The sequence below is a fragment of the Pseudomonas sp. TH07 genome (assembly GCF_016651285.1).
GTDB lineage: Bacteria > Pseudomonadota > Gammaproteobacteria > Pseudomonadales > Pseudomonadaceae > Aquipseudomonas.
On record NZ_JAEKED010000001.1, the window covers coordinates 1,221,440 to 1,242,615 of the forward strand.

Sequence of the window (21,176 nt, forward strand, 5' to 3'; positions counted from 1 at the left end):
CGCATTGTTCCACAAAGGTTGTTAAAGCAGCAACGAGGCGGCTTACCTTATGTGCACTCTTGTGAAAAGACCGTATTCTGGACGCCTTTTTCAGCCTTCTGTGAGCGAGTAACTGCAATGCGCCTGGCTTTATTCGACTTGGACAACACGCTTCTGGGCGGTGACAGCGATCACGCCTGGGGCGATTACCTGTGCGAAAGAGGCTTCCTCGACGCCGTCACCTACAAGGCCCGCAACGACGAGTTCTACCAGGATTACCTGGCGGGCAAGCTCGATAACGCCGCCTACCTGAACTTCTGCCTGGAAATTCTCGGCCGCACCGAGATGAGCGTGCTCGATCAATGGCACCGCGACTATATGCGCGACTGCATCGAGCCGATCCTGTTGCCCAAGGCCCTGGCGCTGCTGGCCAAGCACCGCGAGGCCGGCGACAAGCTGGTGATCATCACCGCCACCAACCGCTTCGTCACCGCGCCGATCGCCGAGCGCCTGGGCGTGGAACACCTGATCGCCACCGAATGCGAGATGGTCGACGGCCGCTACAGCGGGCGCAGCACCGATGTACCCTGCTTCCGTGAAGGCAAAGTGACACGCCTGAACCGCTGGCTGGAAGAAACCGGCCACACCCTGGACGACAGCTACTTCTACAGCGACTCGATGAACGACCTGCCGCTGCTGGAGCAGGTGGCGAACCCGGTGGCGGTCGACCCCGACCCGAACCTGCTGGCCGAAGCCCAGAAACGTGGCTGGCCCGTGCTCAGCCTGCGAGGCTGATGCCGCTGCCCGGTCCGCTTGAGCACGCGGACCGGGGCCCAGGCCACGCCCGCCATCATGCCGGCTTGGCCACCATCAAATAGAAAATCGCCATGAACGCCAGGAACGCCGGCCAGCCCAGGGCAAACCACCAGCGCATGTAGGTGGCGGCCTTGAGCGGCATCGGCGTGCCGTCGCGCAACGCCTGCTCGGCCATGCGGTGGACCCGGATCTGCAACCAGACCACCGGCAACCAGCAAATACCCGCCAGCACATACAAACCCAGGCTCCACATCAGCCAGCTCTGCCCGATCGACCAACCCGCCAGGTGAATCAGCCCCAGGCCACTCAGCGGCTGGAACACCGCCGTGGTCGCGGTAAACGCCCAGTCGGCGAACACCAGGTGCTTGAAGGTCACGGCGATCACTTCGACCTTGCCGCTGCGCCAGGCACGCAGGGCGTAATAGGCCGAGCCGGCGCCCAGCCCGAACAGAATGGTCGAAGACAGGATGTGCAAGGTTTTAAGCAGCAGGTAAACACTCATCGACGCGGTTCGGTCCAGAGAAGCCAAAGGGTCGCCACCATCAGCACCAGGTTCTTGGCAACGGCGGCATAAGGGTCAAACCAGTAGTGCGGCAGCACCAGGCTGATAAACAGGGTGTAACCCAGCATCAACAGCAGCTGCACCTGCAGGGTTCGTCGCCGCCAGCGCTTGAGCAGCAGCCCGACGCCCAACAGCGCATCGCACAGCGAGCCGCCGACCACCGCCAGCATGGCCATGACGCCGTGGACCCCGGCCTCGCCCATGATCCGCAGCCCCCAGTCGTAACCGGGGCCGATGCACACGGCTGCCGTGCCCAGCCAAATCAACACCATCACTGCCAGCATCAGCGGGCGCAGCGCCAGCTGGCTGCTCTGGCTCGCCGTCGGCCAGTCGTGCAAACGCGTCGGCAGCGGCGCCGCACGGTAGCCGCAGACCGACTCCAGCACCTGCGGATCGGCCAGGTTGTCGCGCTGCGCCATGCGCAGGCTTTGTCGATTCAGGGCACGCCAGCCCAGGCGCTCCCCCAGCCAGGCGCCAACCGCCAGCAGCCCGGACGGCACTTTGATGTAGCGCCCCGGCGCCCAGCCCTGGGCCGCGCGCAACTGGTCCAGGACCCGGGCCAAAGTCAGGCACTGCGGGCCCACCAGCGGCAAGACCATGGCCTGCGCCGGCCATTGGCGCAGCAATGCCAGGACCGCGCCACTCAGGTCGTCCACATGCAATGGCTGCGACTGCGCCTTCAGGTCGAGCAAGGCAATCAGCGGCCAGGGCGAGAGCCGGGCCAGCCAGCCACTGCTGGCGCCGCCCTGCCCCAGCACCAGCGAAGGGCGCAGCACCACCGCGTCGATACCCAGTTGCAGCAGATAGTCATCCGCCGCGCCCTTGCTGGCGAGAAAGGCCACGTCCGATTGCGCCGCCGCGCCGAGGGCCGAGATCTGCAATACCCGCACGCCTCGTTGGGCCGCCAGATCAAACAACGCACGGGCGCCCCGATCCTGGGTCAGCGCCAGCGCCGTGGTGTCGGTAGTCAGCAGCCCGGCTGCGTTGATCAGCAGGTCGACCTGCTCGGGAAAGGCAAAATAATTCGGGTCCCGGGCCAGCAGGTCGAGGTCCAGGCTGCGCCACTCAACCCCGGGCAACCCAGGCGCCTGGGGCTGGCGACTGGTGGCGATCAATTGATGGCCAGCGGCGTGCAGCGCCGTCAGCAGATGGCGACCGATAAACCCCGTGGCCCCCACCAGAAGGATTTTCATCAGATTCCCCAGTGCGGCTCAGACCGGCTTGGCGCCCATCAACCCGGCGATGGCGAAAAAACACACAAAGCTGAATATCGCCAACGCCAGGGTGAATTTCAGGCCGCTGGCCGCCTTGGCCAGCCGCAGGCGGTTGAGCCGCACCAGCAACCACAACCAGGCCAGCGCGCCCAGGGTGTAGAGCACGCTGGAGGCGAGGATCCAGGTCTGGCCCAGCGGCCAGCCCACCAGGTGCACCATCCACCAGCCGCTGAAGGGCAGGCTCAGGACGCCCAGCGCCATCAGCAACCAGCCGAACAGCCCCGGCCGACGCAGCACCCGGCTGTAAAAGGTGGCGTCACCCCGGTTGCGCCAGACCCAGACCGCCAGGCCCAGGGCGCTGCCCAACAGCAGCACCGTGGCCAGCACATGCAGCAACTTCAGCGTGGTCAATATTTCCATGTCATCTCTTCCTTAGGCCGTGCCCATCAGCGTAGCCGTTCAGCCCAGGAACAGCTGATACGCCGGGTTGTCGCTTTCATCCCAGTACGGGTAGCCGATTTGCGCCAGTGCCGCCGGCACCAGATGACGCTCGGCAGCCGGGACTTGCAGGCCGGCAACCACCCGGCCATCGGCTGCGCCGTGGTTGCGGTAGTGGAACATCGAGATGTTCCAGCGCCCGCCCAGCTTGTGCAGGAAGTTGAACAAGGCGCCCGGGCGCTCCGGAAACTCGAAGCGAAACACCACTTCGTCACTGACCTTTTCCGCATGGCCACCGACCATGTAGCGGATATGCAGCTTGGCCAGCTCGTTGTCGGTCAGGTCGATGACCGGGAAGCCCTGCTCGGTCAGGCTGGCGATCAAGGCGCTGCGCGGGTCGTTTTCCGGGTGAGTCTGGACCCCGACGAAAATGTGCGCTTCGCTGCCGGTGTTGTAGCGGTAGTTGAATTCGGTGATCTGGCGCTTGCCGATGGCTTCACAGAACGCCTTGAAGCTGCCCGGCTTCTCGGGAATGGTCACGGCGATGATGGCTTCACGGCCCTCGCCCAACTCGGCGCGCTCGGCCACGTGACGCAGGCGGTCGAAGTTGACGTTGGCGCCGGAATCGATGGCCACCAGGGTCTGGCCGGTGATGCCGCGCTGCTCGACGTACTTCTTGATCCCGGCCACGCCCAGAGCGCCGGCAGGCTCGGTGATCGAGCGGGTATCGTCGTAGATATCCTTGATTGCCGCACAGATCTCGTCGGTGCTGACGGTGATGACTTCGTCGACGTAGTCTTTGCAGATCTCGAAGGTGTGCTGGCCGATCTGCGCCACCGCCACGCCATCGGCAAAGATGCCCACGGTCGGCAGCACCACTCGCTCACCGGCGGCCATGGCCGCTTGCAGGCAGTTGGAGTCGTCCGGCTCGACGCCGATGATCTTGATTTCCGGGCGCAGGTACTTCACGTACGCCGCGATGCCGGCGATCAGGCCGCCGCCGCCCACTGGGACAAAGATCGCATCCAGGCGCCCGGGGTGCTGGCGCAGGATTTCCATCGCCACCGTGCCCTGCCCGGCAATGGTGTGCGGATCATCGTAGGGGTGGATGTAGACGTAGCCTTTTTCGTCGACCAGCTTCAGCGAGTAGGCCAGGGCTTCCGGGAAGGAGTCACCGTGCAGCACCACCTTGCCACCGCGCGAACGCACACCTTCGACCTTGATCTCCGGGGTGGTCTTGGGCATCACGATGGTCGCCTTGACCCCCAGGACCCTGGCCGCCAGGGCCAGGCCCTGGGCGTGGTTACCCGCAGAGGCCGTGACCACGCCCCGCGCGCGCTCTGCCTCGCTGAGCTGGGTGAGCTTGTTGTAGGCGCCGCGAATCTTGAACGAGAACACCGGCTGCAAGTCTTCACGCTTGAGCCAGACCTGATTGCCCAGCCGCTCGGAAAGCTGGCGGGCGGTCTGCAGGGGGGTTTCTACGGCAACGTCGTAAACGCGCGAGGTGAGGATCTTTTTGACGTACTGTTCAAGCATCGGAAAGCATCACTGAGCGGGTTGGGCAGGGCCAGGGAGTCTAACCCAGCGTTTGGGCGGGCGACCACACGAAAACAGAGGTTTTGTTGGGTTATACTCGCGCCCCTCTTTACTCCCCGCCCGCTCCGGAGCCCGCATGACCCAGGATCAACTCAAACAGGCAGTGGCCCAGGCCGCCGTCGATTTAATCCTTCCGAAACTCGATGACAAAAGCATCGTCGGGGTCGGCACCGGCTCCACCGCCAACTGCTTTATCGATGCCCTGGCCCAGCACAAGGGCGCCTTCGACGGCGCGGTCGCCAGCTCCGAAGCCACCGCCGCGCGCCTCAAGGGCCACGGGATTCCGGTGTATGAGCTCAACACCGTCAGCGACCTGGAGTTCTACGTCGACGGCGCCGACGAAAGCGACGCGCATCTGAACCTGATCAAGGGCGGTGGCGCGGCCCTGACGCGCGAGAAGATCGTGGCCGCCGTGGCCAAGACTTTCATCTGCATCGCCGACGCCAGCAAGCTGGTCTCGGTGCTGGGCGCCTTCCCGCTGCCGGTGGAAGTGATCCCCATGGCCCGCAGCCACGTGGCCCGCGAGCTGGTCAAGCTCGGCGGCGACCCGGTGTACCGCGAGGGTGTGCTGACCGATAACGGCAACATCATCCTCGACGTGTTCAACATGCAGATCACCAACCCAGTGGAGCTGGAGCGCCAGATCAACGCCATCGTCGGCGTGGTCACCAACGGCCTGTTCGCCGCGCGCCCGGCCGACGTACTGCTGCTGGGCACCAGCGAAGGCGTGAAAACCCTCAAGGCCTGATCCCGCAGTCGCCTGCCGGCGCTGACCCTTGAATGGGGCCAGCGTCGGCAGGCTCGCCTTACAATGCGGGTTTCTTGAACACGTAGAACAGGTTCGGCTCGCTCACCAGGTACAGGCTGCCATCGTCATCCATGGCGATCCCTTCCGCCTGCGGCACTGTCGCCCGCAACCCCTGCTGACCCTTGGTCAGGGACAGGGTGCTCAGCGGTCGCCCGTCGACATCCAGCTCCAGCACCAACCGCGACTCATCCGACAGCGCCAGCAAATGCCCGGTGCGTTCGTCGTACTGCAGGCTGGACAGGTCACGGACAAACATCCCGGCATCGCGCTTGGGGTTGTTGACCACGTGCACCGCGTAGGACTTTTCCGGGTTGTAGTGAGGAAAGCCCTGCACCTCATAGATCAACATCGGATCACGTTCCTTGGCGACGAACAGGCGCTTGCCCACCGAGTCGTACGCCAACCCTTCAAACCCCTTGTTGCTGCTCATGTGCACACCCAGGGTCATTTGCTCGGCATCGGCCGCATCGAGAAACTGCGTATCGTCCTCAAGGTGGATCTTGATCAGGCGCTGCCGGCGCTCGTCCGTCAGCACGTAAGTGTCGGCGCTGATGAACTCCACCGCCTCCGGATCGCCAAAGCCGACCAGGGCCACCCGGCGCAGGATCTGCCCCTCGAGCGACAGCTCGATCAGTTCGGCATTCTTGTTGGTGACGGTAAACAGGCTCTTGCGCACCGGGTCGTAGGTCAGTGCCGACACGTCGTCGTCCAGGCCCGGGATCTGTTGCGCCTCGATCTCCACCCGGTAATCGCCCAGGCCGATGGAACGGGCATCGGCCGGTTGCCACAGGCCTTGCACATTGAACCAGGCGCGCTCGAACAATCGGTACTGCTGGGCGGCGACCCCGACCAGCAACAGAGCGACCAGGCACAGCATCAGGGAAAGGGCTTTGGGACGGGCAAGTCGGCGCATTCAGGCAAGCTCGGGATCAGGACGGACGGATGAAATATCACGTCTGACTGAATTTAAACTTAATTGCCCGGGGTGTCTGGCCCGCCTTGCCATCACCGCAGGGCGCAGCCGTGTGACTCAGCGCTTCTCGAAGCGGTAAAAAAGGTCGGGCTCGCTGACCATGTACAACACACCGGCGTCGTCCATGGCCACGCCCTCGGCGCGGGGAATGGTGCTCTTCAAACCGTTGAAACCGCCCAGCAGGGTCATGAAGCTGACCTGCTCACCGGCTTCGTCCAGCTCCAGCAACAGATGGGAATCGGCGGACAGGACCAGGGTGTGACCGGTGCGCGGGTCGATGCCCAGGGCCGACAGGTTGCGCAGGTCCAGCTCGTCACTGGCCAGCTTCTGCTTGTCCCCCTTGAGCACCTGGCTGCCGTCGCTGCTCCAGGTGAACAACGCCGGCGGCCGCTCCTCGCCCAGCAGCAGCTGCTGCTTGCGCGGGTTCCAGGCGATGGCTTCAAAGGCTTTGTTCTGGTCTTTCGAAGGGCCCAGGTCGTATTTGGGGAAGTCAGCGATGTTCAGTTCGCGGGTGCTGGCGTCGACCTTGACGATGGTCAGCAGGTGTTGGCGTTCGTCGACGATGGCCAACAGCCCGTTTTCCAACGCCGCCACGCCTTCCGGATTGCCCCAGCCCACCAGCGGCATCTTGCGCAGCACATCGCCCTGCAGGCTCAACTCCACCAGGAACGGGTTCTTGCCCATCACCGAAAACAGGGTCTTGGTCTGCGGGTTATAGGTCAGGTCGGAGGCCTCGTCCTTCTCCATACCCGGCAGCACCTTGGCATCGATCACCGCACGGTAGTCGGGCAGCCACACGCTTTCCTGGCGCTCCACCGGCGTTTCAAACCCCTCCTGGACCCACAACCAGCCGCGATCATCCCAATGCATGGCGTACGCCAGGCCGTAGACGATCACGCCTACCAGCAGCAACCAGGAATACCAGCGCATGACGAAGCGCGAGCGGTGAGCGGTTTTGAGTTTGGGAAGGGGATGCACGGCCATCAATGACATTCCAGAAAATCAGTCATTTGTAATAGCACACGGGATAAGGATCCATGCACCTTGGGCGGGTATTTATCCAGACAAGATGTGAAAAAAATGCCAAACACCCAGGGCGAGTGCTTGCAGGCTGGCGCGACCCAATCAGGAACGGCCAGCCCGGACGATCGGCAGCGAAGGCTCAGCGAACGCTGCTGCTGAAGGAGCTGGCACCCGGAAGCTCCAGGACCAACTCGTCACTGACATTCAGCGGACCGACGCCCACCGGCGTGCCGGTCAGGATCACATCGCCGGCCTGCAGCGAGAAGCAACCGGCCATGTGCTGGATCATCGGCACGATGGGGTTGAGCATCGCGCTGCTGTTACCGTCCTGGCGAACTTCACCGTTGATGGTCAGGCGGATGCCGATGTCGGTCAGGTCGGCGAAGGTGCTGCTGACCACGAACGGTGCCAGGACCGCCGCGCCGTCGAACGACTTGGCGATTTCCCAGGGCAGGCCCTTGGCCTTGAGCTCGGACTGCTTGTCACGCAGGGTCAGGTCCAGGGCCGGGGCGAAACCGGAAATCGCATCCAGCACCTCTTCGCGGCTGGGCTTGGTCGACAGCGGCTTGCCGATCAACACGGCGATTTCCGCCTCGTAGTGCACCGAGCCACGCTCGGTCGGAATGCTGAACCCGCCTTCCAGCGCCACTACACAACTGCCCGGCTTGATAAACAGCAGCGGTTCGGTGGGCACCGGGTTGTCCAGTTCCTTGGCGTGCTCGGCGTAGTTGCGGCCGATACATACCACCTTGCCTACCGGGAAGTGGATTTTCGTACCGTCGACATATTGGTGCTGATAGCTCATTACCGACTCCTGCTCGTTGGGTTCTTCAGGGACTGCGGCTTCAAACGGCGAAAATCTTGCCCGGGTTCATGATCCCGTTCGGATCGAACACGGCCTTGACTGCTTTCATGTACTCGATCTCGACCGCAGAGCGGCTGTAGGTCAGGTAATCGCGCTTGGTCATGCCCACGCCGTGTTCGGCGGAAATCGAACCGTTGTACTTCTCGACGGTTTCGAACACCCACTTGTTGACCGTGGCGCACTTGGCGAAAAACTCGTCCTTGCTCAAGTTGTCCGGCTTGAGGATGTTCAAGTGCAGGTTGCCGTCGCCGATATGGCCAAACCAGACGATTTCGAAGTCCGGGTAGTGTTCGCCGACGATCGCGTCGATTTCCTTCAGGAAAGCCGGCACTTTCGACACAGTGACCGAAATGTCGTTTTTGTACGGGGTCCAGTGGGAAATGGTCTCAGAGATGTACTCGCGCAGCTTCCACAGGTTGTGCAGCTGGGTTTCGCTCTGGCTCATCACGCCATCCAGCACCCAGCCCTGCTCCACGCAGTGCTCAAAGGTTTCCAGGGCGTGGTTGGCCACTTCTTCAGTGGTCGCTTCGAATTCCAGCAGGGCGTAGAAGGGGCAGTCGGATTCGAACGGCGCCGGTACATCACCCCGGGCCATGACCTTGGCCAGGGCCTTGTCGGAGAAGAATTCGAACGCAGTCAGATCGAGCTTGCTCTGGAAGGCGTGCAGCACCGGCATGATCGAGTCGAAATCGGCGGTGCCCAGCACCATCGCGGTGAGGTTCTTCGGCGCACGATCCAGACGCATGGTGGCCTCGACCACAAAACCCAGGGTGCCTTCAGCGCCGATGAACAGCTGACGCAGGTCGTAGCCCGTGGCGTTCTTGATCAGGTCCTTGTTCAGCTCCAGCAGGTCACCCTTGCCGGTGACGACTTTCATGCCGGCGACCCAATTACGGGTCATGCCGTAGCGAATAACCTTGATCCCGCCGGCATTGGTGCCGATATTGCCGCCAATCTGGCTGGAACCGGCAGAGGCGAAGTCCACGGGGTAGTACAGGCCCTTGTCGCTGGCCAGGTTCTGCAACTGTTCGGTGACCACGCCGGGCTGGCAGACTGCCGTACGGTCGGTGAGGTTCACGTCGAGGATCTGGTTCATGTAGTCGAAGGACACTACCACTTCACCATTGGCCGCCACCGCAGCAGCGGAAAGCCCGGTGCGTCCGCCCGACGGCACCAGCGCGATCTTGTGCTGATTGGCCCAGCGCACGATGGCCTGAACCTGCTCGGTGGTCTTGGGAAACACGATGGCCGTGGGGGCCGGAGCGAAATGCTTGGTCCAATCCTTGCCATAAGCATTCAGGGAGTCGGCATCGGTCAGCACCTTGCCAGGCTCAACCAGGGTCTTCAGCTCATCAATCAGGGCAGGATTGGTCATCGACAGAACTCTCGAACAATTCATGGTCATCCTGAGAACGCTTCACGTCGCAGGAATGAGTGTTTAGCGGGGTGCGTATGCTAGCATACCGCCCCCGCAGGGTAGTGCCCAAAGGCGCTCTGCGGTGACGGCTTTCCTGCCGTCCGGGTCAGCTATCGCTGTCCGATTCCCTGCCATTTTTCTCCGGGACACAGGTTTACGCAGATGAGCAAGACTTCTCTCGATAAGAGCAAGATCAAGTTCCTTCTTCTCGAAGGCGTCCACCAATCCGCTGTCGACGTCCTCAAGGCCGCCGGCTACACCAGCATCGAGTACCTCACGGGCTCCTTGCCGGAAGCCCAGCTCAAGGAAAAGATCGCTGACGCTCACTTCATCGGCATCCGTTCCCGCACGCAACTGACTGAAGAGATCTTCGACCACGCGAAGAAACTGGTCGCGGTCGGCTGTTTCTGCATCGGCACCAACCAGGTTGACCTCAACGCCGCTCGCGAGCGCGGGATTGCGGTGTTCAACGCGCCGTACTCCAACACCCGTTCGGTTGCCGAGCTGGTATTGGCCGAGGCAATCCTGCTGCTGCGCGGCATCCCGGAGAAGAACGCTTCCTGCCACCGTGGTGGCTGGATCAAAAGCGCTGCCAACTCGTTCGAGATCCGCGGCAAGAAGCTGGGCATCGTCGGCTACGGTTCGATCGGTACGCAGTTGTCGGTCCTGGCCGAAGGCCTGGGCATGCAGGTGTTCTTCTACGACACCGTGACCAAGCTGCCGCTGGGTAACGCGACCCAGGTTGGCAAGCTGCACGACCTGCTGGCCATGTCCGACATCGTGACCCTGCACGTTCCCGAAACCGCTGCGACCCAGTGGATGATCGGCGAGAAGGAAATCCGCGCCATCAAGAAGGGCGGGATCCTGATCAACGCAGCACGCGGCACCGTGGTCGAGCTGGACCACCTGGCCGCCGCGATCAAGGATAAGCACCTGATCGGCGCCGCCATCGACGTATTCCCGGTGGAGCCGCGCTCCAACGATGAAGAGTTCGAAAGCCCGCTGCGTGGCCTGGACAACGTGATCCTGACCCCGCACATCGGTGGCTCCACTGCTGAAGCCCAGGCCAACATTGGCCTGGAAGTGGCAGAGAAACTGGTCAAGTACAGCGACAACGGTACGTCGGTGTCCTCGGTCAACTTCCCGGAAGTGGCCCTGCCGGCTCACCCGGGCAAGCACCGCCTGCTGCACATCCACGAGAACATCCCGGGTGTGATGAGCGAGATCAACAAGGTCTTCGCCGAAAACGGCATCAACATCTCCGGTCAGTTCCTGCAGACCAACGAGAAAGTCGGTTACGTGGTAATCGACGTCGACGCCGAGTACTCGGACCTGGCGCAAGAGAAGCTGCAACACATCAACGGCACCATCCGTTGCCGCGTGTTGTTCTAAGCGTTCAGCGCTGGACTAAAAAGGAGCCCTTCGGGGCTCCTTTTTTATGGGGCCTGTTTTTTATGGGGCCTGTTTCGGAGACTTTTCCCTGGGCCAGAACACCACGGCCAGGTTGGCGAACAGGCTCAGGAAGAACAGCGGCAGGACCAGATACACGGGCGCCCAAAACACCTCGGGCGCCGTTCCGAACATAATCGCGCCGACGATGACCGATACGAGCGGCAGGACCGCACACAGCGCACACCACCAGAACAGCCTGGAGCCGATCCTTGCAAGCTTTCTACGCATCCCTGCCCTCTTCAATCGGTCCACAAAAAAGGAAGGCACATTGGCCTCCCCCGTTTCAATTGTCATTACCCAAAGCTGGGAATAACGATTATTTCACCGTCACTGTGATCTTCTTCGACACAATCACTGGCTTGAACGGCACGTGGTTCTTGTCCGCAAGCTCCAGTTGCAAGGTGTGCTTGCCCGGCGCCAGGGTGACTTCGGTTTCAGTCTGGGCCTTGCCGAAATGCAGGTGGTTGGCGTCCATCGGAATCGGCAGGTTTTCCGCCGGCAGTTGGTCGACATCGATCAGCAGGTGATGGTGGCCGGTGTTCGGGGTCTGGTCGCCGGCAGGTGCCAAGGCCATGCCTTCGACACCGAATTTGACCTTGAAGGTCTTGTCCACGGTTGCCCCGTCTTCAGGGGACACGATGTTCACCTGGGCACCGGCAGGCGCTGGCGTACGAGGAATTTCCGCGGCACCGGCGAACATCGAAGCACCCAGCAACAGGCTGGCCAGTGCAGTACGAGAGATGAAGCTTTTCATTATTTTCTCCAGTTTTTCGGCAAAATCTTTACGTTTGTGACAACTTCGGAGCGATTCGTTGTCGAAGGCACTCAACACCATAGCAAAGCGAGCCTGAACGGCGAACCGCACCTATAAATTCAAGGAGTGACCATGCGCTTTCTGCCTGGCCTGATACTTTTGCTACCCCTTGTGAGCCCTTACGCTCAAGCCGAACTGATTGATGACATCAATGATCGTGGGGAGCTGCGCATTGCCCTCGAGGCCAACAGCCCGCCCTTCAACTTCAAGGACGACGGCAAACTCAGCGGGTTCGAGGTTGAACTGGGACAACTGCTGGCCGGCGAGCTCGATGTGCGCGCCGACTTCGTGGTCACCGATGCCGCCGACTTGCTGCCAGGCGTCGAAAGCGGCAAATACGATGTGGCCATCAACCACATAGCAGTGACCCCGGAACTCAAGGATCGTTTCGATTTCAGCGAGCCCTACAGCTACTCCAGCGCACAATTGATCGTGCGCCAGGAAGAACAGCGCCCGCTGGGTACGCTGCAGGCCCTGCAAGGCCAAGCTTTGGGCGTGGCCCAGGGCAGCCAGTTCGTGGACCAGGCGCGGACCGTCGAAGGCATCAACCTGCGCAGCTACCCGGACGCGCAACAGCCCCTCAAGGACGTGGCGGACAAGCAGATCGACGCCGCCATCAGCGACCGCCTGCTGATTCCCTATGCCATTCGCGACAGCCGCCTGCCGGTCAAGGAAGGCGCCAAGGTCGGCCCCACGCTGAGCCTGGCGATTCCGTTTCAGAAAGGTAACCCGGCCTTTCAGGCCAGCCTGGATGGCGCCCTGCAGCGCATCAAGAGTGACGGGCGCCTGATGGCGCTGTCGGAGAAATGGTTCGGCATGGATGCGAGCAAGCCGCCAAAGCCTTGAGCCGGTAGCGGCTGGGCTGCGTTCTAGCCGAAGCGGTGGCTGTCTGGTGTCTTTGCAGTGATGTACAGGGCCAGCGCAACCTCGCCCGCTCGGCAGCGGCTACGGCTTACGGGTGTGCTGCCTTATTCTGCGAGGCTGGCCAGGGCGGCGGCCGCTTCGGGCAACTGCAACTCGCTGAACACCTGCACCCCGTGGCGCGTCAACAGCGCTGCGGTGACGCCCGCGCCCTGGACCTTGACCCCACTGAACGAGCCATCGTACGTCAGCACATTGCCGCAGGACGGGCTGTGGGCCTTGAGCACCGCGATGCGAATGCCATGGCGCTGCACCAGCGCCAGGGCCTGCCGGGCGCCGTCCAGAAACTCGCCACTGACGTCTTCACCGTCGCTGGTCAGTACCTGCGCACGACCATCTAGCACCTCGCTCCCCTGCCCGCCAGGAATCTCGGCCGCCGCTCGCGGTGTCGGCAAGCCGCCGGCCACTTCCGGGCACAAGGCAACCACCCGCCCCTCGGCCTGCCAATGGGCCAATTGATCGAATGGCCCGCTGGCTCCCCCGTCATAACGTACGCGGTGGCCCAACAGGCAGCGGCTTACCAGAATCTTGTGCATGATCAGAACGGCTCGTTACCGCGCCGCCGGAACCAGCCGGTCAACGACAGGCGATCGCGGGTCGCGGGCATGACTTCATGAGGCACTTCGCCGGATAGAAACACCACCAGCCGGCCTCCCGTGGGGACCACATCGTATTCGACGTCGCCCTTCAGATACATCCGCAGCTGACCACCGTATTCAGGCAGCCACCCCGGGTTGAGGTAGATCACCGCCGACACCATGCGCCGATCATCGTCGCGAAAACGGTCGAGGTGCTTCAGGTAGAACGCTCCCGGCGGGTACAGGGCGAAATGGCTTTCGAAATCCTCCAGCCCCAGGTACAGGCCGCGATTGAGCGCCACGCGCAGGCTGTCCATCAGCCCCAGATAAGTGTCGCAAGCCTCGGCCTGGCCGGGTTCGAGCCACTGGATATGATCCCCCCGGATCCCCTCGCGGATCTCCTGGAATGGCCCGCGCCCTACTGCCGCCGGAGCCAGTTCACCTTCGGCTGCACGTTTACGGCACTCAGCCGCCAACTCCAGGGTCAGAGCCTCTGGCAGAAAGATATTCTGCTGCGACCAGCCACAGGCGGCCAAGTCGTCGACGATACGTAACAACAATGGGTGATCAGAGGGTATTTGCATGGCGCGCATAGTATCCAGCCTCAGATGAATCTGACAGAGCCGTGTAGCGGAGGACCGCGCAAAAATTCAACGCACCGGTATCGGACACTTTGCACCCTGATCCTGATACGAATTCTCGACAACCATCGCCTCGCCCCGGAGAATAGTGGGCTGCTGACAGGAGTCCTTATGCGCCGTTTGCTTTTTTCACTGTTGATGTTCTGCGTTTTGCCCGCGTGGGCAGACAGCCTCGACCAGCTGTACAAGGTCGCCGGCTGGCCAGAACAACGCGCGCATTTCAACGATGCCCTCACCGCGGCTCAGCAACGCTACCAGAACAGCCTGCCACCGGCGGTCTACCAGGCGTTGGTGAACAACAGCAACCAACGCTTCGCCCCCCAGGCGATGGATCGGCGCGCCCAGGCGCAGCTGAGGCAGAACCTCGCCGACCCGCAGCCGGCTCTGGCGTTTTTCCAGTCGCCCCTGGGACGCAAGATCACCGCCGCCGAACTGCTGGCGACGCGTCGCGACCAATTGGCCAAGAACGCTCAGGGTCTGCCAAAGATGCAGGCCAGTGACAATCGTCAATTGATCATCGGCCACCTGGCCCAGGCCCTGCCCGCCCGCGAGGCCGGTGCCGAAGTCAGCCTGGCGATTGCCGGGGTGGCCGCCGACAGCCTGAGCCAGATGATTCCCGGGCTGTTGGGCGGTGGCCAGGCCCAGGGCATGCTCAACGGCCAGCGCCAGCGGCTGATGGAGCAAATCGGCGCCGATTTGAACAACACCTTGCTGTACGTCTATCGCGACCTGTCGGATACCGAACTGGAAGAGTTCGCGACCTTCGCCGAATCCACCGAAGGCAAGGCCTACTACCAGGCCGCCCTCGCCGCCATCCGCGCCGGTCTGGCCGTCGGCCAAAGCAGCTCCAGCCTCGCCCCATAGCCCTGTCGCCGCCCTGCCGAAATACATCCGTTACAGGTGCATCGCTTCACAGGGCCTGCGGCAGCGGCTACAGCACGGATGTGTAGCCGCTGCCGACAGGCTGCGTTGTCCCGCACAGACGCCGCAAATTTCCCCCACTGAAACTGCCTCGCCCCAAAGGACCTGCCGCAGCCCCTACAGGTGCTGGTCGAGGAAGGCGAAATACTGCTCGCGAAATTCAGGGGTTTCATTGGCCAGGTGATGTCGCGCACGCGGCAGCATCAGTACCTGGGGCTGATCGAATTTGCCGCAGATCACCTGCAGGTTGTGTCGCCAATCCACCGTCATGTCCTGTTCGCCCTGCACGATCAACGGACGCCGGGGGCTGCGGGGCGCGGCTTCCAGACGTTTGATCCAGCGCGACAAGGCGCCGACCCAGGCCGTTGGCAGGCGCTGCGGCTGCAAGGGGTCGGCCTGCAGGAACGGCATGAAATCGGGATCGTTGGTGTTCTCGCTGAAGCGCCGGGCAATCCCGCTGACGAAGGGTTTGAGCAGGTAATAGCTGAGCATCGACCAACCCCAGGAGCGCGGCCGCACCAAGGGTGACAGTAGGATCACCCGGCCCTGGGCAGGACTCTGCTCGCCCTGATGGAGCAAATGATCAACCACGATTGCGCCACCGGTACTCTGCCCGAACAGATGCCAGGGTTGGGGCAAATCCAGGGACCGCGCCTCGGCAAACAACCCCTGCACCACCGCCTGGTACACCGCGAAATCATCGATGCTGGCGCGCTCGCCGCTGGACAGCCCGTGCCCCGGCAAATCACAGGCAATCACCACGAACTGATGCTCCAGGGCCCACTCGATCACGTGCCGGTACAGGCCCATGTGGTCGTAATAGCCGTGGTACAGAAACAGGGTCGCCACCGGATTTTCCGGCCACCAGACCTGGCTGACCACTTCAAACCCCGGCACCTCAAACCGCCCCAAGCGGCAACGGAACGGCGTCGCACGCTGGGCAAAATCCAGCCCGTAGAAGCGCTGATAGGCCCGCGCCTGCGCCGACAGTGGCTGCGCGGCAGCCAACGGTTGCAGGCTGGCACGCAATTGATCGGGGTCGAACGTCGCAGGCATAGGGCTTTCCAAAGGTGGCGCGAAGCGCAAAACAGGCTTTATGGACCTGCGATATTCATCTGTCGCGGCAAGCATGGCAAGCTACGCGACCTCGAGGACCGATCCGCATGCCCAAGCCTTACCGCACGACACTCCTTGCCAGCCTGCTTGCACTCATCTGCGCCGGGGTGCTGTGGGCAGCCTACGACTGGTTCCAGGGCCGCTACCTGCGCGCCTTCAGCGAACACACCGCGGTGTTTTCCGGCGACCCGCTGCAACTGCCCGCCGAACTGGCCGGCCCCGGCGCGATCCGCCTGGTGCACTTTTGGGACCCGGCCTGCCCGTGCAATGTCGGCAACCAGCAGCACCTGGGCGAATTGATCGAACACTTCGGCCCCCTGGGCGTAGAGTTCTACGCCGTGCAAAAGCCCGGCAGCCATGGCCAGCTCCCCGCCACCCTGAGCGCACTCAAGCCCATCGCCACGCTGCCCGGCGCCGAGCAGATCCCCGCCAGCCCGGCCGTGGCGATCTGGGACCGCAACGGCAAGCTGGCGTACTTCGGCCCCTACAGCGAAGGCCTGACCTGCAACTCCAGCAACAGCTTTATCGAACCCATCCTGCAGGCCCTGCATCAAGGACGCGCGGTAGACGCGACCCACACCCTGGCGGTGGGCTGCTATTGTCCATGGCCGGTGAACCCTCTGAACTAGGGCATTCCCGACTTTTCAAGGACAGGGCTGCCCAGCCGTCGACGGGCCGTGCTAAATGTCTGCGGTCCAGCCGGACGGCATTCGAAGATCGAACCAGGAGCCTCCATGAAACGCAGCTTGCGCGTACTCGCCGTGTTGATCCTCGCCCTTGCCGCCGGGGCCGGCGGGTACCTGTACAGCAAGCAGCCTTCACGCCAGGGCCAGGTCGAACTGGCCGGCCTCCAGGGCTCGGTCACCGTGCGCTATGACGAGCGCGGCATACCGCATATCCGCGCCGAGAACGAAACCGACCTGTACCGCGCCCTCGGCTATGTCCACGCCCAGGACCGCCTGTTCCAGATGGAAGCCATGCGCCGCCTGGCCCGCGGCGAACTGGCCGAGGTGCTCGGGCCCAAGCTGCTGGACACCGACAAACTGTTTCGCAGCCTGCGCATTCGCGAACGGGCAGCCAGCTATGTGGCGACGCTGGATCGGGAGTCGCCGGCCTGGAAGGCGCTGCAAGCCTATCTGGACGGCATCAACCACTATCAGGACAGCCACGCCAGCCCGATCGAGTTCGACGTGCTGGGCATCCCCAAGCGGCCCTTCACCGCCGAAGACACCATCAGCGTCGCCGGCTACATGGCCTACAGCTTTGCCGCTGCCTTTCGCACCGAGCCGGTGCTGACCTATGTGCGCGATCAACTGGGCAGTGACTACCTGAAAGTCTTCGACCTCGACTGGCAGCCCAAAGGCGTGCTGGCAAGCCACAAGAACCCGCCGGCCCCGGCCCTTTCCGCCCGCGACTGGCAAGGCCTGGGCGCCCTCGCCCAACTCAGCCGTCAGGCCCTGGAAGATGCCGGCCTGCCGCAGTTCGAGGGCAGCAATGCCTGGGCGATCGCCGGCAGCCGCACCAAAAGCGGCAAGCCATTGCTCGCCGGAGACCCGCACATCCGCTTCTCGGTACCTGCGGTGTGGTATGAGGCGCAGCTTTCGGCGCCGGGCTTCGAGCTCTACGGCCACCACCAGGCCCTGGTGCCCTTCGCGTTCCTCGGGCACAACCTGGATTTCGGCTGGAGCCTGACCATGTTCCAGAACGACGACCTCGATCTGATCGCGGAGAAGGTCAACCCGGACAACCCCAACCAGGTGCGCTACCACGACCAGTGGGTCGACCTCATCAGCAGCGAGCAACAGATCGCGGTCAAGGGCCAGGCCCCGGTGACCCTGGTGCTGCGCCAGTCGCCCCATGGTCCGATCGTCAACGACGCCCTTGGCGCCAACGCCGGCCAGGCACCGATCGCCATGTGGTGGGCGTTTCTGGAAACCCCCAACCCGATCCTCGAAGGTTTCTACCAGCTCAACCGCGCCGACACCCTGGCCAAGGCCCGCAACGCCGCGAGCAAGGTCCAGGCGCCCGGCCTGAATATCGTCTGGGCCAACGCCCGTGGCGATATCGGCTGGTGGGCCGCGGCCCTGCTGCCCAAGCGTCCGCTGGGGGCCACCCCGGGCTTTATCCTCGACGGCAGCAGCGTGCAGGCCGACAAGGACGGCTTCTACCCGTTCAGCGCCAACCCCCAGGAGGAGAACCCGGCACGCGGCTACATCGTGTCGGCCAACTTCCAGCCGGTGTCGCCCAGCGGGATGGAGATCCCCGGGTACTACAACCTGTCCGACCGTGGCCAGCAGCTGGATCGGCAACTCAGTGACAAAACCGTGAAGTGGGACATCGACGCCAGCCAGAAGCTGCAACTGGGCACCACCACCGCCTACGGTCCGCGTTTACTGGCTCCGCTGCTGCCGGAGCTGCGCAGCCTGGTCAGCGATCCCCAGGAACTGAAACTGGTGGAGCAACTGGCGCAATGGCCGGGCGACTACCCGCTGCAGTCCACCAGCGCCACCCTGTTCAACCAGTTGCTGTTCGAGCTGACCAATGCGGTCTTCCATGAAAAATTGGGTGACTCGCTGTTCGACACCCTGCTCACCACCCGCGTCATCGATGCCGCCCTGCCGCGTCTGACCGCCGACGCCAACTCGCCGTGGTGGGACAACCGCCTGACGCCGCAACGGGAAACCCGCGCCGACACCCTCAAGCTGGCCTGGCGCGCCAGCATCGACCACCTCAAGCGCACCCTGGGCGACGATCCGGCGCAATGGCGCTGGGGCGATGCCCACACCTTGACCCACGGCCACCCGCTGGGCACGCAGAAGCCCCTGGAGCGGGTGCTCAATGTCGGCCCGTTTGCCGCTCCCGGTGCCCACGAAGTGCCGAACAACCAGACCTCGAAAATTGGCCCGGCGCCCTGGCCGGTGACTTACGGCCCGTCGACCCGCCGCATCATCGACTTCGCCGACGCGGCCCACAGCCTGACCATCAACCCGGTCGGGCAAAGCGGCGTGCCCTTCGACAAGCACTACCAGGACCAGGCCGAAGCCTATATCGAAGGGGTCTACCAGCAGGCGCACTTCAGCGAGGAAGAAGTCGTCGCCAATACCCGCAGCACCCTGAAACTGCTGCCGGCACGCCCGGCACACTGAAGCCCGGCGCCGGTCACTCAGGCCGGCGCGGCGAAGTTCAGGCGAAACTGCTGCGGCGTTACCCCCAGGCGGCGGTTGAAAACGCTGCGCATGTGCTGGGCATCGCGGAAGCCGCACTGATAGGCCACGGTCTTGAGCGGCGCGCGGGTGCTTTCGAGCATCACCCGTGCCGCGTCCAGCCGTGCGCGCTCGACGAACTCCGCCGGAGTGACCTTGGCCTCCCGGGCAAAGACTCGGGAAAAGTTGCGCGCGCTCATGTTGGCCGCTCGCGCCAGGTCGGCGATGTTCAGGTCGCCATTGAGGTTGGCCAGCACGTAGTGCTGCACCAGCGCCACCGCCGAGGTCGCTTCGGCATGGGGCGTGAGGAACGGACTGAACTGCGACTGCCCGCCCGCGCGCTGGGTGAACACCACCAGGCGCTTGGCCACGCTCAGGGCTACTTCGGCGCCGTGATCACGGGCCAGCAGGTACAGCGACAAATCGATCCCGGCCGTCACCCCGGCCGAGGTGAACAGCTCGCCGTCCTGCACATACAGCCGATCGGCCTCGACCCGGGCCGAGGGACAGAGCGCCGCCAGGGCCGTGGCATCGTTCCAGTGGGTGGTGACCGTGCGCCCCTCCAGCAGACCGGCCCGAGCCAGCATGAACGCGCCATTGCAGATCGAGCCAAAGCCGCCGGCGCCCAGGCTCGCCTGCCGCAGCCAGGCATCGAACTGCGGGCCGAAATCCAGAAACGGCAACTGCGGCCCGCCCGCCGCCAGCAGCAGGTCGTAGTGAGCGTCGGCTTCGCTGAAATGCCGGTGCGCCTGCAGCGTCAACCCATTGGAACAAGCCAGCAGGCCGCGCTCGACGCCGATGACCTGCAACCGGTAGTGGGCCTCGGGGGCCAGGAAACGATTGGCCTCGGCAAACACATCCATGGGGCCGGTAACGTCCAGGGACTGCACCCCGGGAAATACGATGATGGCAACGCTTTTGCCCATGGGATCGATCACCTGCCGGGAGTTGAAGGGCGGACCAGAGGCTGGATGCCAGCCTGGGGCGAAGGGGCATAACCCTAGCGAATCGCCGGCCAGTAAGCGAGCTGGCACGAAATGCACGCCGATTGGCCGGGATCGCAGCCATGGCTCGATTGTCGGCCCTGGGGCTCGGGAACAGACTGGATCGATCAGCGCCACACCGGCGCCCGCCCCGAGGACCACCCCATGAGCAACCGCATCGCCGGCATCCCGATCCCCGACAGCGCCCTGGCCCGGGCCACCACCGAATACATCCGCGACCTCGAGCCCGACCTGCTGTACCACCACTCGCGGCGGGTGTTCCTGTTCGGCGCCCTGAGTGGCGAACGCCGACAACTGGCCTACAACCCGGAGTTGCTGTACGTCGGCGCGATGTTCCACGACCTGGGCCTGGTCCAGGGCCAGCGCAGTGCCGACCAACGTTTTGAAGTGGACGGCGCCAATGCAGCCAAGGCCTTCCTCCAGCCTTACGGCCTGAACGACGATGATCTCGAGCAGGTCTGGCTGTCCATCGCCCTGCACACCACGCCAGGGGTCACCCAGCATTTGCGGCCGAACGTGGCGCTGGTCACCGCCGGTGTGGAGATGGACGTGCTGGGCATCGACTACGCGGCCTTTCCTGCCGCGCAACGCGAGGCCGTGGTTCACGCGCACCCACGGGGCGAAGGCTTCAAGGAATGCATCCTCTGTGCGTTCGCCGAGGGCTTCAAACACAAGCCCTTGACCACCTTCGGCACGGTGAACGCCGATGTGCTGGTGGACAGCGAGCCCGGTTTCAAGCCGCTGAATTTTGTCGAGGTGATCCGCCAGTCGCCCTGGAGCTCTTGAGCAGGGGCCAACGGCAGAAACAAAAACGCCCCTTCGACAGGGGCGTTTA

General features: G+C 63.4%; 22 protein-coding genes. 8 read left to right on the forward strand and 14 right to left on the reverse strand.

Annotation, left to right across the window (positions count from 1 at the left end; genetic code table 11):
• Positions 1 to 117: 117 nt before the first annotated feature.
• Positions 118 to 774 (forward strand): histidinol-phosphatase, encoded by a 657-nt coding sequence (locus tag JFU57_RS05830; protein ID WP_078470568.1) that lies wholly within the window; start codon positions 118 to 120, stop codon positions 772 to 774.
• Between the two features lie 55 nt (positions 775 to 829).
• Here the strand turns inward: JFU57_RS05830 and JFU57_RS05835 are convergent, their stop codons facing one another.
• The 4 genes from JFU57_RS05835 to ilvA are packed head-to-tail and all read right to left on the reverse strand — an operon-like array spanning position 830 to position 4,545.
• A complete protein-coding gene (locus tag JFU57_RS05835; protein ID WP_078470567.1) occupies positions 830 to 1,297 on the reverse strand; it encodes a DUF2269 family protein in 468 nt (155 codons plus the stop codon).
• A complete protein-coding gene (locus JFU57_RS05840) occupies positions 1,294 to 2,550 on the reverse strand; it encodes an SDR family oxidoreductase (protein WP_201128452.1) in 1,257 nt (418 codons plus the stop codon). Before JFU57_RS05840 ends, JFU57_RS05835 begins: the two co-directional genes overlap by 4 nt.
• Before the next feature lie 18 nt (positions 2,551 to 2,568).
• Positions 2,569 to 2,991: a DUF2269 family protein gene (locus JFU57_RS05845; RefSeq protein WP_201128453.1), complete on the reverse strand. Its 423-nt coding sequence runs from the start codon at positions 2,989 to 2,991 to the stop codon at positions 2,569 to 2,571.
• 39 nt (positions 2,992 to 3,030) lie between these two features.
• Complete coding sequence (gene ilvA / locus JFU57_RS05850) at positions 3,031 to 4,545, reverse strand: threonine ammonia-lyase, biosynthetic (protein WP_201128454.1); 1,515 nt, start codon at positions 4,543 to 4,545, stop codon at positions 3,031 to 3,033.
• Between the two features lie 136 nt (positions 4,546 to 4,681).
• Between ilvA and rpiA the strand changes: the two genes are divergently transcribed.
• Positions 4,682 to 5,353: a ribose-5-phosphate isomerase RpiA gene (gene rpiA, locus JFU57_RS05855; RefSeq protein WP_078470564.1), complete on the forward strand. Its 672-nt coding sequence runs from the start codon at positions 4,682 to 4,684 to the stop codon at positions 5,351 to 5,353.
• Positions 5,354 to 5,411: 58 nt separating this feature from the next.
• On the opposite strand, the gene JFU57_RS05860 is transcribed toward rpiA, so the two are convergent.
• From JFU57_RS05860 to JFU57_RS05875, 4 genes are all read right to left on the reverse strand, one after another.
• The gene (locus JFU57_RS05860; protein WP_078470563.1) at positions 5,412 to 6,326 is read right to left on the reverse strand and encodes an SdiA-regulated domain-containing protein; all 915 of its coding nucleotides are present in this window, start codon (positions 6,324 to 6,326) and stop codon (positions 5,412 to 5,414) included.
• Positions 6,327 to 6,443: 117 nt separating this feature from the next.
• Positions 6,444 to 7,370 carry an SdiA-regulated domain-containing protein gene (locus JFU57_RS05865; RefSeq protein ID WP_078470562.1) on the reverse strand — a complete coding sequence of 309 codons (927 nt, stop codon included), beginning with the start codon at positions 7,368 to 7,370 and terminating at the stop codon, positions 6,444 to 6,446.
• Positions 7,371 to 7,548: 178 nt separating this feature from the next.
• On the reverse strand, positions 7,549 to 8,214 hold the full coding sequence (locus tag JFU57_RS05870) for a fumarylacetoacetate hydrolase family protein (protein ID WP_201128456.1): 666 nt from the start codon (positions 8,212 to 8,214) through the stop codon (positions 7,549 to 7,551).
• 40 nt (positions 8,215 to 8,254) lie between these two features.
• Positions 8,255 to 9,649, reverse strand: coding sequence for an FAD-binding oxidoreductase (locus tag JFU57_RS05875; RefSeq protein ID WP_078470560.1), 1,395 nt, complete (start codon positions 9,647 to 9,649; stop codon positions 8,255 to 8,257).
• 204 nt (positions 9,650 to 9,853) lie between these two features.
• Here JFU57_RS05875 and serA point away from each other — a divergent pair, with 204 nt between their 5' ends.
• Complete coding sequence (gene serA / locus JFU57_RS05880; RefSeq protein ID WP_020295877.1) at positions 9,854 to 11,083, forward strand: phosphoglycerate dehydrogenase; 1,230 nt, start codon at positions 9,854 to 9,856, stop codon at positions 11,081 to 11,083.
• A 60-nt stretch (positions 11,084 to 11,143) separates the two neighbouring features.
• On the opposite strand, the gene JFU57_RS05885 is transcribed toward serA, so the two are convergent.
• Positions 11,144 to 11,437, reverse strand: a complete 294-nt coding sequence (locus tag JFU57_RS05885; protein ID WP_201128458.1) for a hypothetical protein — start codon at positions 11,435 to 11,437, stop codon at positions 11,144 to 11,146.
• 22 nt (positions 11,438 to 11,459) lie between these two features.
• Entirely contained in the window at positions 11,460 to 11,897 is a 438-nt protein-coding gene (locus tag JFU57_RS05890; protein ID WP_201128460.1) for a DUF4399 domain-containing protein, read from the reverse strand.
• Between the two features lie 132 nt (positions 11,898 to 12,029).
• Here JFU57_RS05890 and JFU57_RS05895 point away from each other — a divergent pair, with 132 nt between their 5' ends.
• A complete protein-coding gene (locus JFU57_RS05895) occupies positions 12,030 to 12,803 on the forward strand; it encodes a transporter substrate-binding domain-containing protein (protein WP_201128461.1) in 774 nt (257 codons plus the stop codon).
• A gap of 122 nt (positions 12,804 to 12,925) precedes the next feature.
• Here the strand turns inward: JFU57_RS05895 and JFU57_RS05900 are convergent, their stop codons facing one another.
• Positions 12,926 to 13,414 carry a DUF523 domain-containing protein gene (locus JFU57_RS05900; protein WP_078470557.1) on the reverse strand — a complete coding sequence of 163 codons (489 nt, stop codon included), beginning with the start codon at positions 13,412 to 13,414 and terminating at the stop codon, positions 12,926 to 12,928.
• A gap of 2 nt (positions 13,415 to 13,416) precedes the next feature.
• On the reverse strand, positions 13,417 to 14,049 hold the full coding sequence (locus tag JFU57_RS05905; RefSeq protein ID WP_020295882.1) for a 2OG-Fe(II) oxygenase: 633 nt from the start codon (positions 14,047 to 14,049) through the stop codon (positions 13,417 to 13,419).
• Positions 14,050 to 14,208: 159 nt separating this feature from the next.
• On the opposite strand from JFU57_RS05905, the gene JFU57_RS05910 reads away from it, so the two are divergent.
• Positions 14,209 to 14,961 (forward strand): DUF2059 domain-containing protein, encoded by a 753-nt coding sequence (locus JFU57_RS05910; RefSeq protein ID WP_020295883.1) that lies wholly within the window; start codon positions 14,209 to 14,211, stop codon positions 14,959 to 14,961.
• Between the two features lie 174 nt (positions 14,962 to 15,135).
• Here the strand turns inward: JFU57_RS05910 and JFU57_RS05915 are convergent, their stop codons facing one another.
• Positions 15,136 to 16,074, reverse strand: coding sequence for an alpha/beta hydrolase (locus tag JFU57_RS05915; protein ID WP_078470556.1), 939 nt, complete (start codon positions 16,072 to 16,074; stop codon positions 15,136 to 15,138).
• A gap of 107 nt (positions 16,075 to 16,181) precedes the next feature.
• Between JFU57_RS05915 and JFU57_RS05920 the strand changes: the two genes are divergently transcribed.
• Together JFU57_RS05920 and JFU57_RS05925 are read left to right on the forward strand one after the other, a co-directional pair.
• On the forward strand, positions 16,182 to 16,763 hold the full coding sequence (locus JFU57_RS05920) for a DUF6436 domain-containing protein (protein ID WP_201128463.1): 582 nt from the start codon (positions 16,182 to 16,184) through the stop codon (positions 16,761 to 16,763).
• Positions 16,764 to 16,868: 105 nt separating this feature from the next.
• The gene (locus tag JFU57_RS05925; protein WP_201128465.1) at positions 16,869 to 19,280 is read left to right on the forward strand and encodes a penicillin acylase family protein; all 2,412 of its coding nucleotides are present in this window, start codon (positions 16,869 to 16,871) and stop codon (positions 19,278 to 19,280) included.
• A 17-nt stretch (positions 19,281 to 19,297) separates the two neighbouring features.
• Here JFU57_RS05925 and JFU57_RS05930 read toward each other — a convergent pair whose 3' ends face one another.
• Positions 19,298 to 20,263 carry a GlxA family transcriptional regulator gene (locus tag JFU57_RS05930; protein ID WP_078470553.1) on the reverse strand — a complete coding sequence of 322 codons (966 nt, stop codon included), beginning with the start codon at positions 20,261 to 20,263 and terminating at the stop codon, positions 19,298 to 19,300.
• A gap of 222 nt (positions 20,264 to 20,485) precedes the next feature.
• On the opposite strand from JFU57_RS05930, the gene JFU57_RS05935 reads away from it, so the two are divergent.
• Positions 20,486 to 21,127, forward strand: a complete 642-nt coding sequence (locus tag JFU57_RS05935) for an HD domain-containing protein (RefSeq protein WP_078470552.1) — start codon at positions 20,486 to 20,488, stop codon at positions 21,125 to 21,127.
• The last annotated feature ends 49 nt before the right edge of the window (positions 21,128 to 21,176 follow it).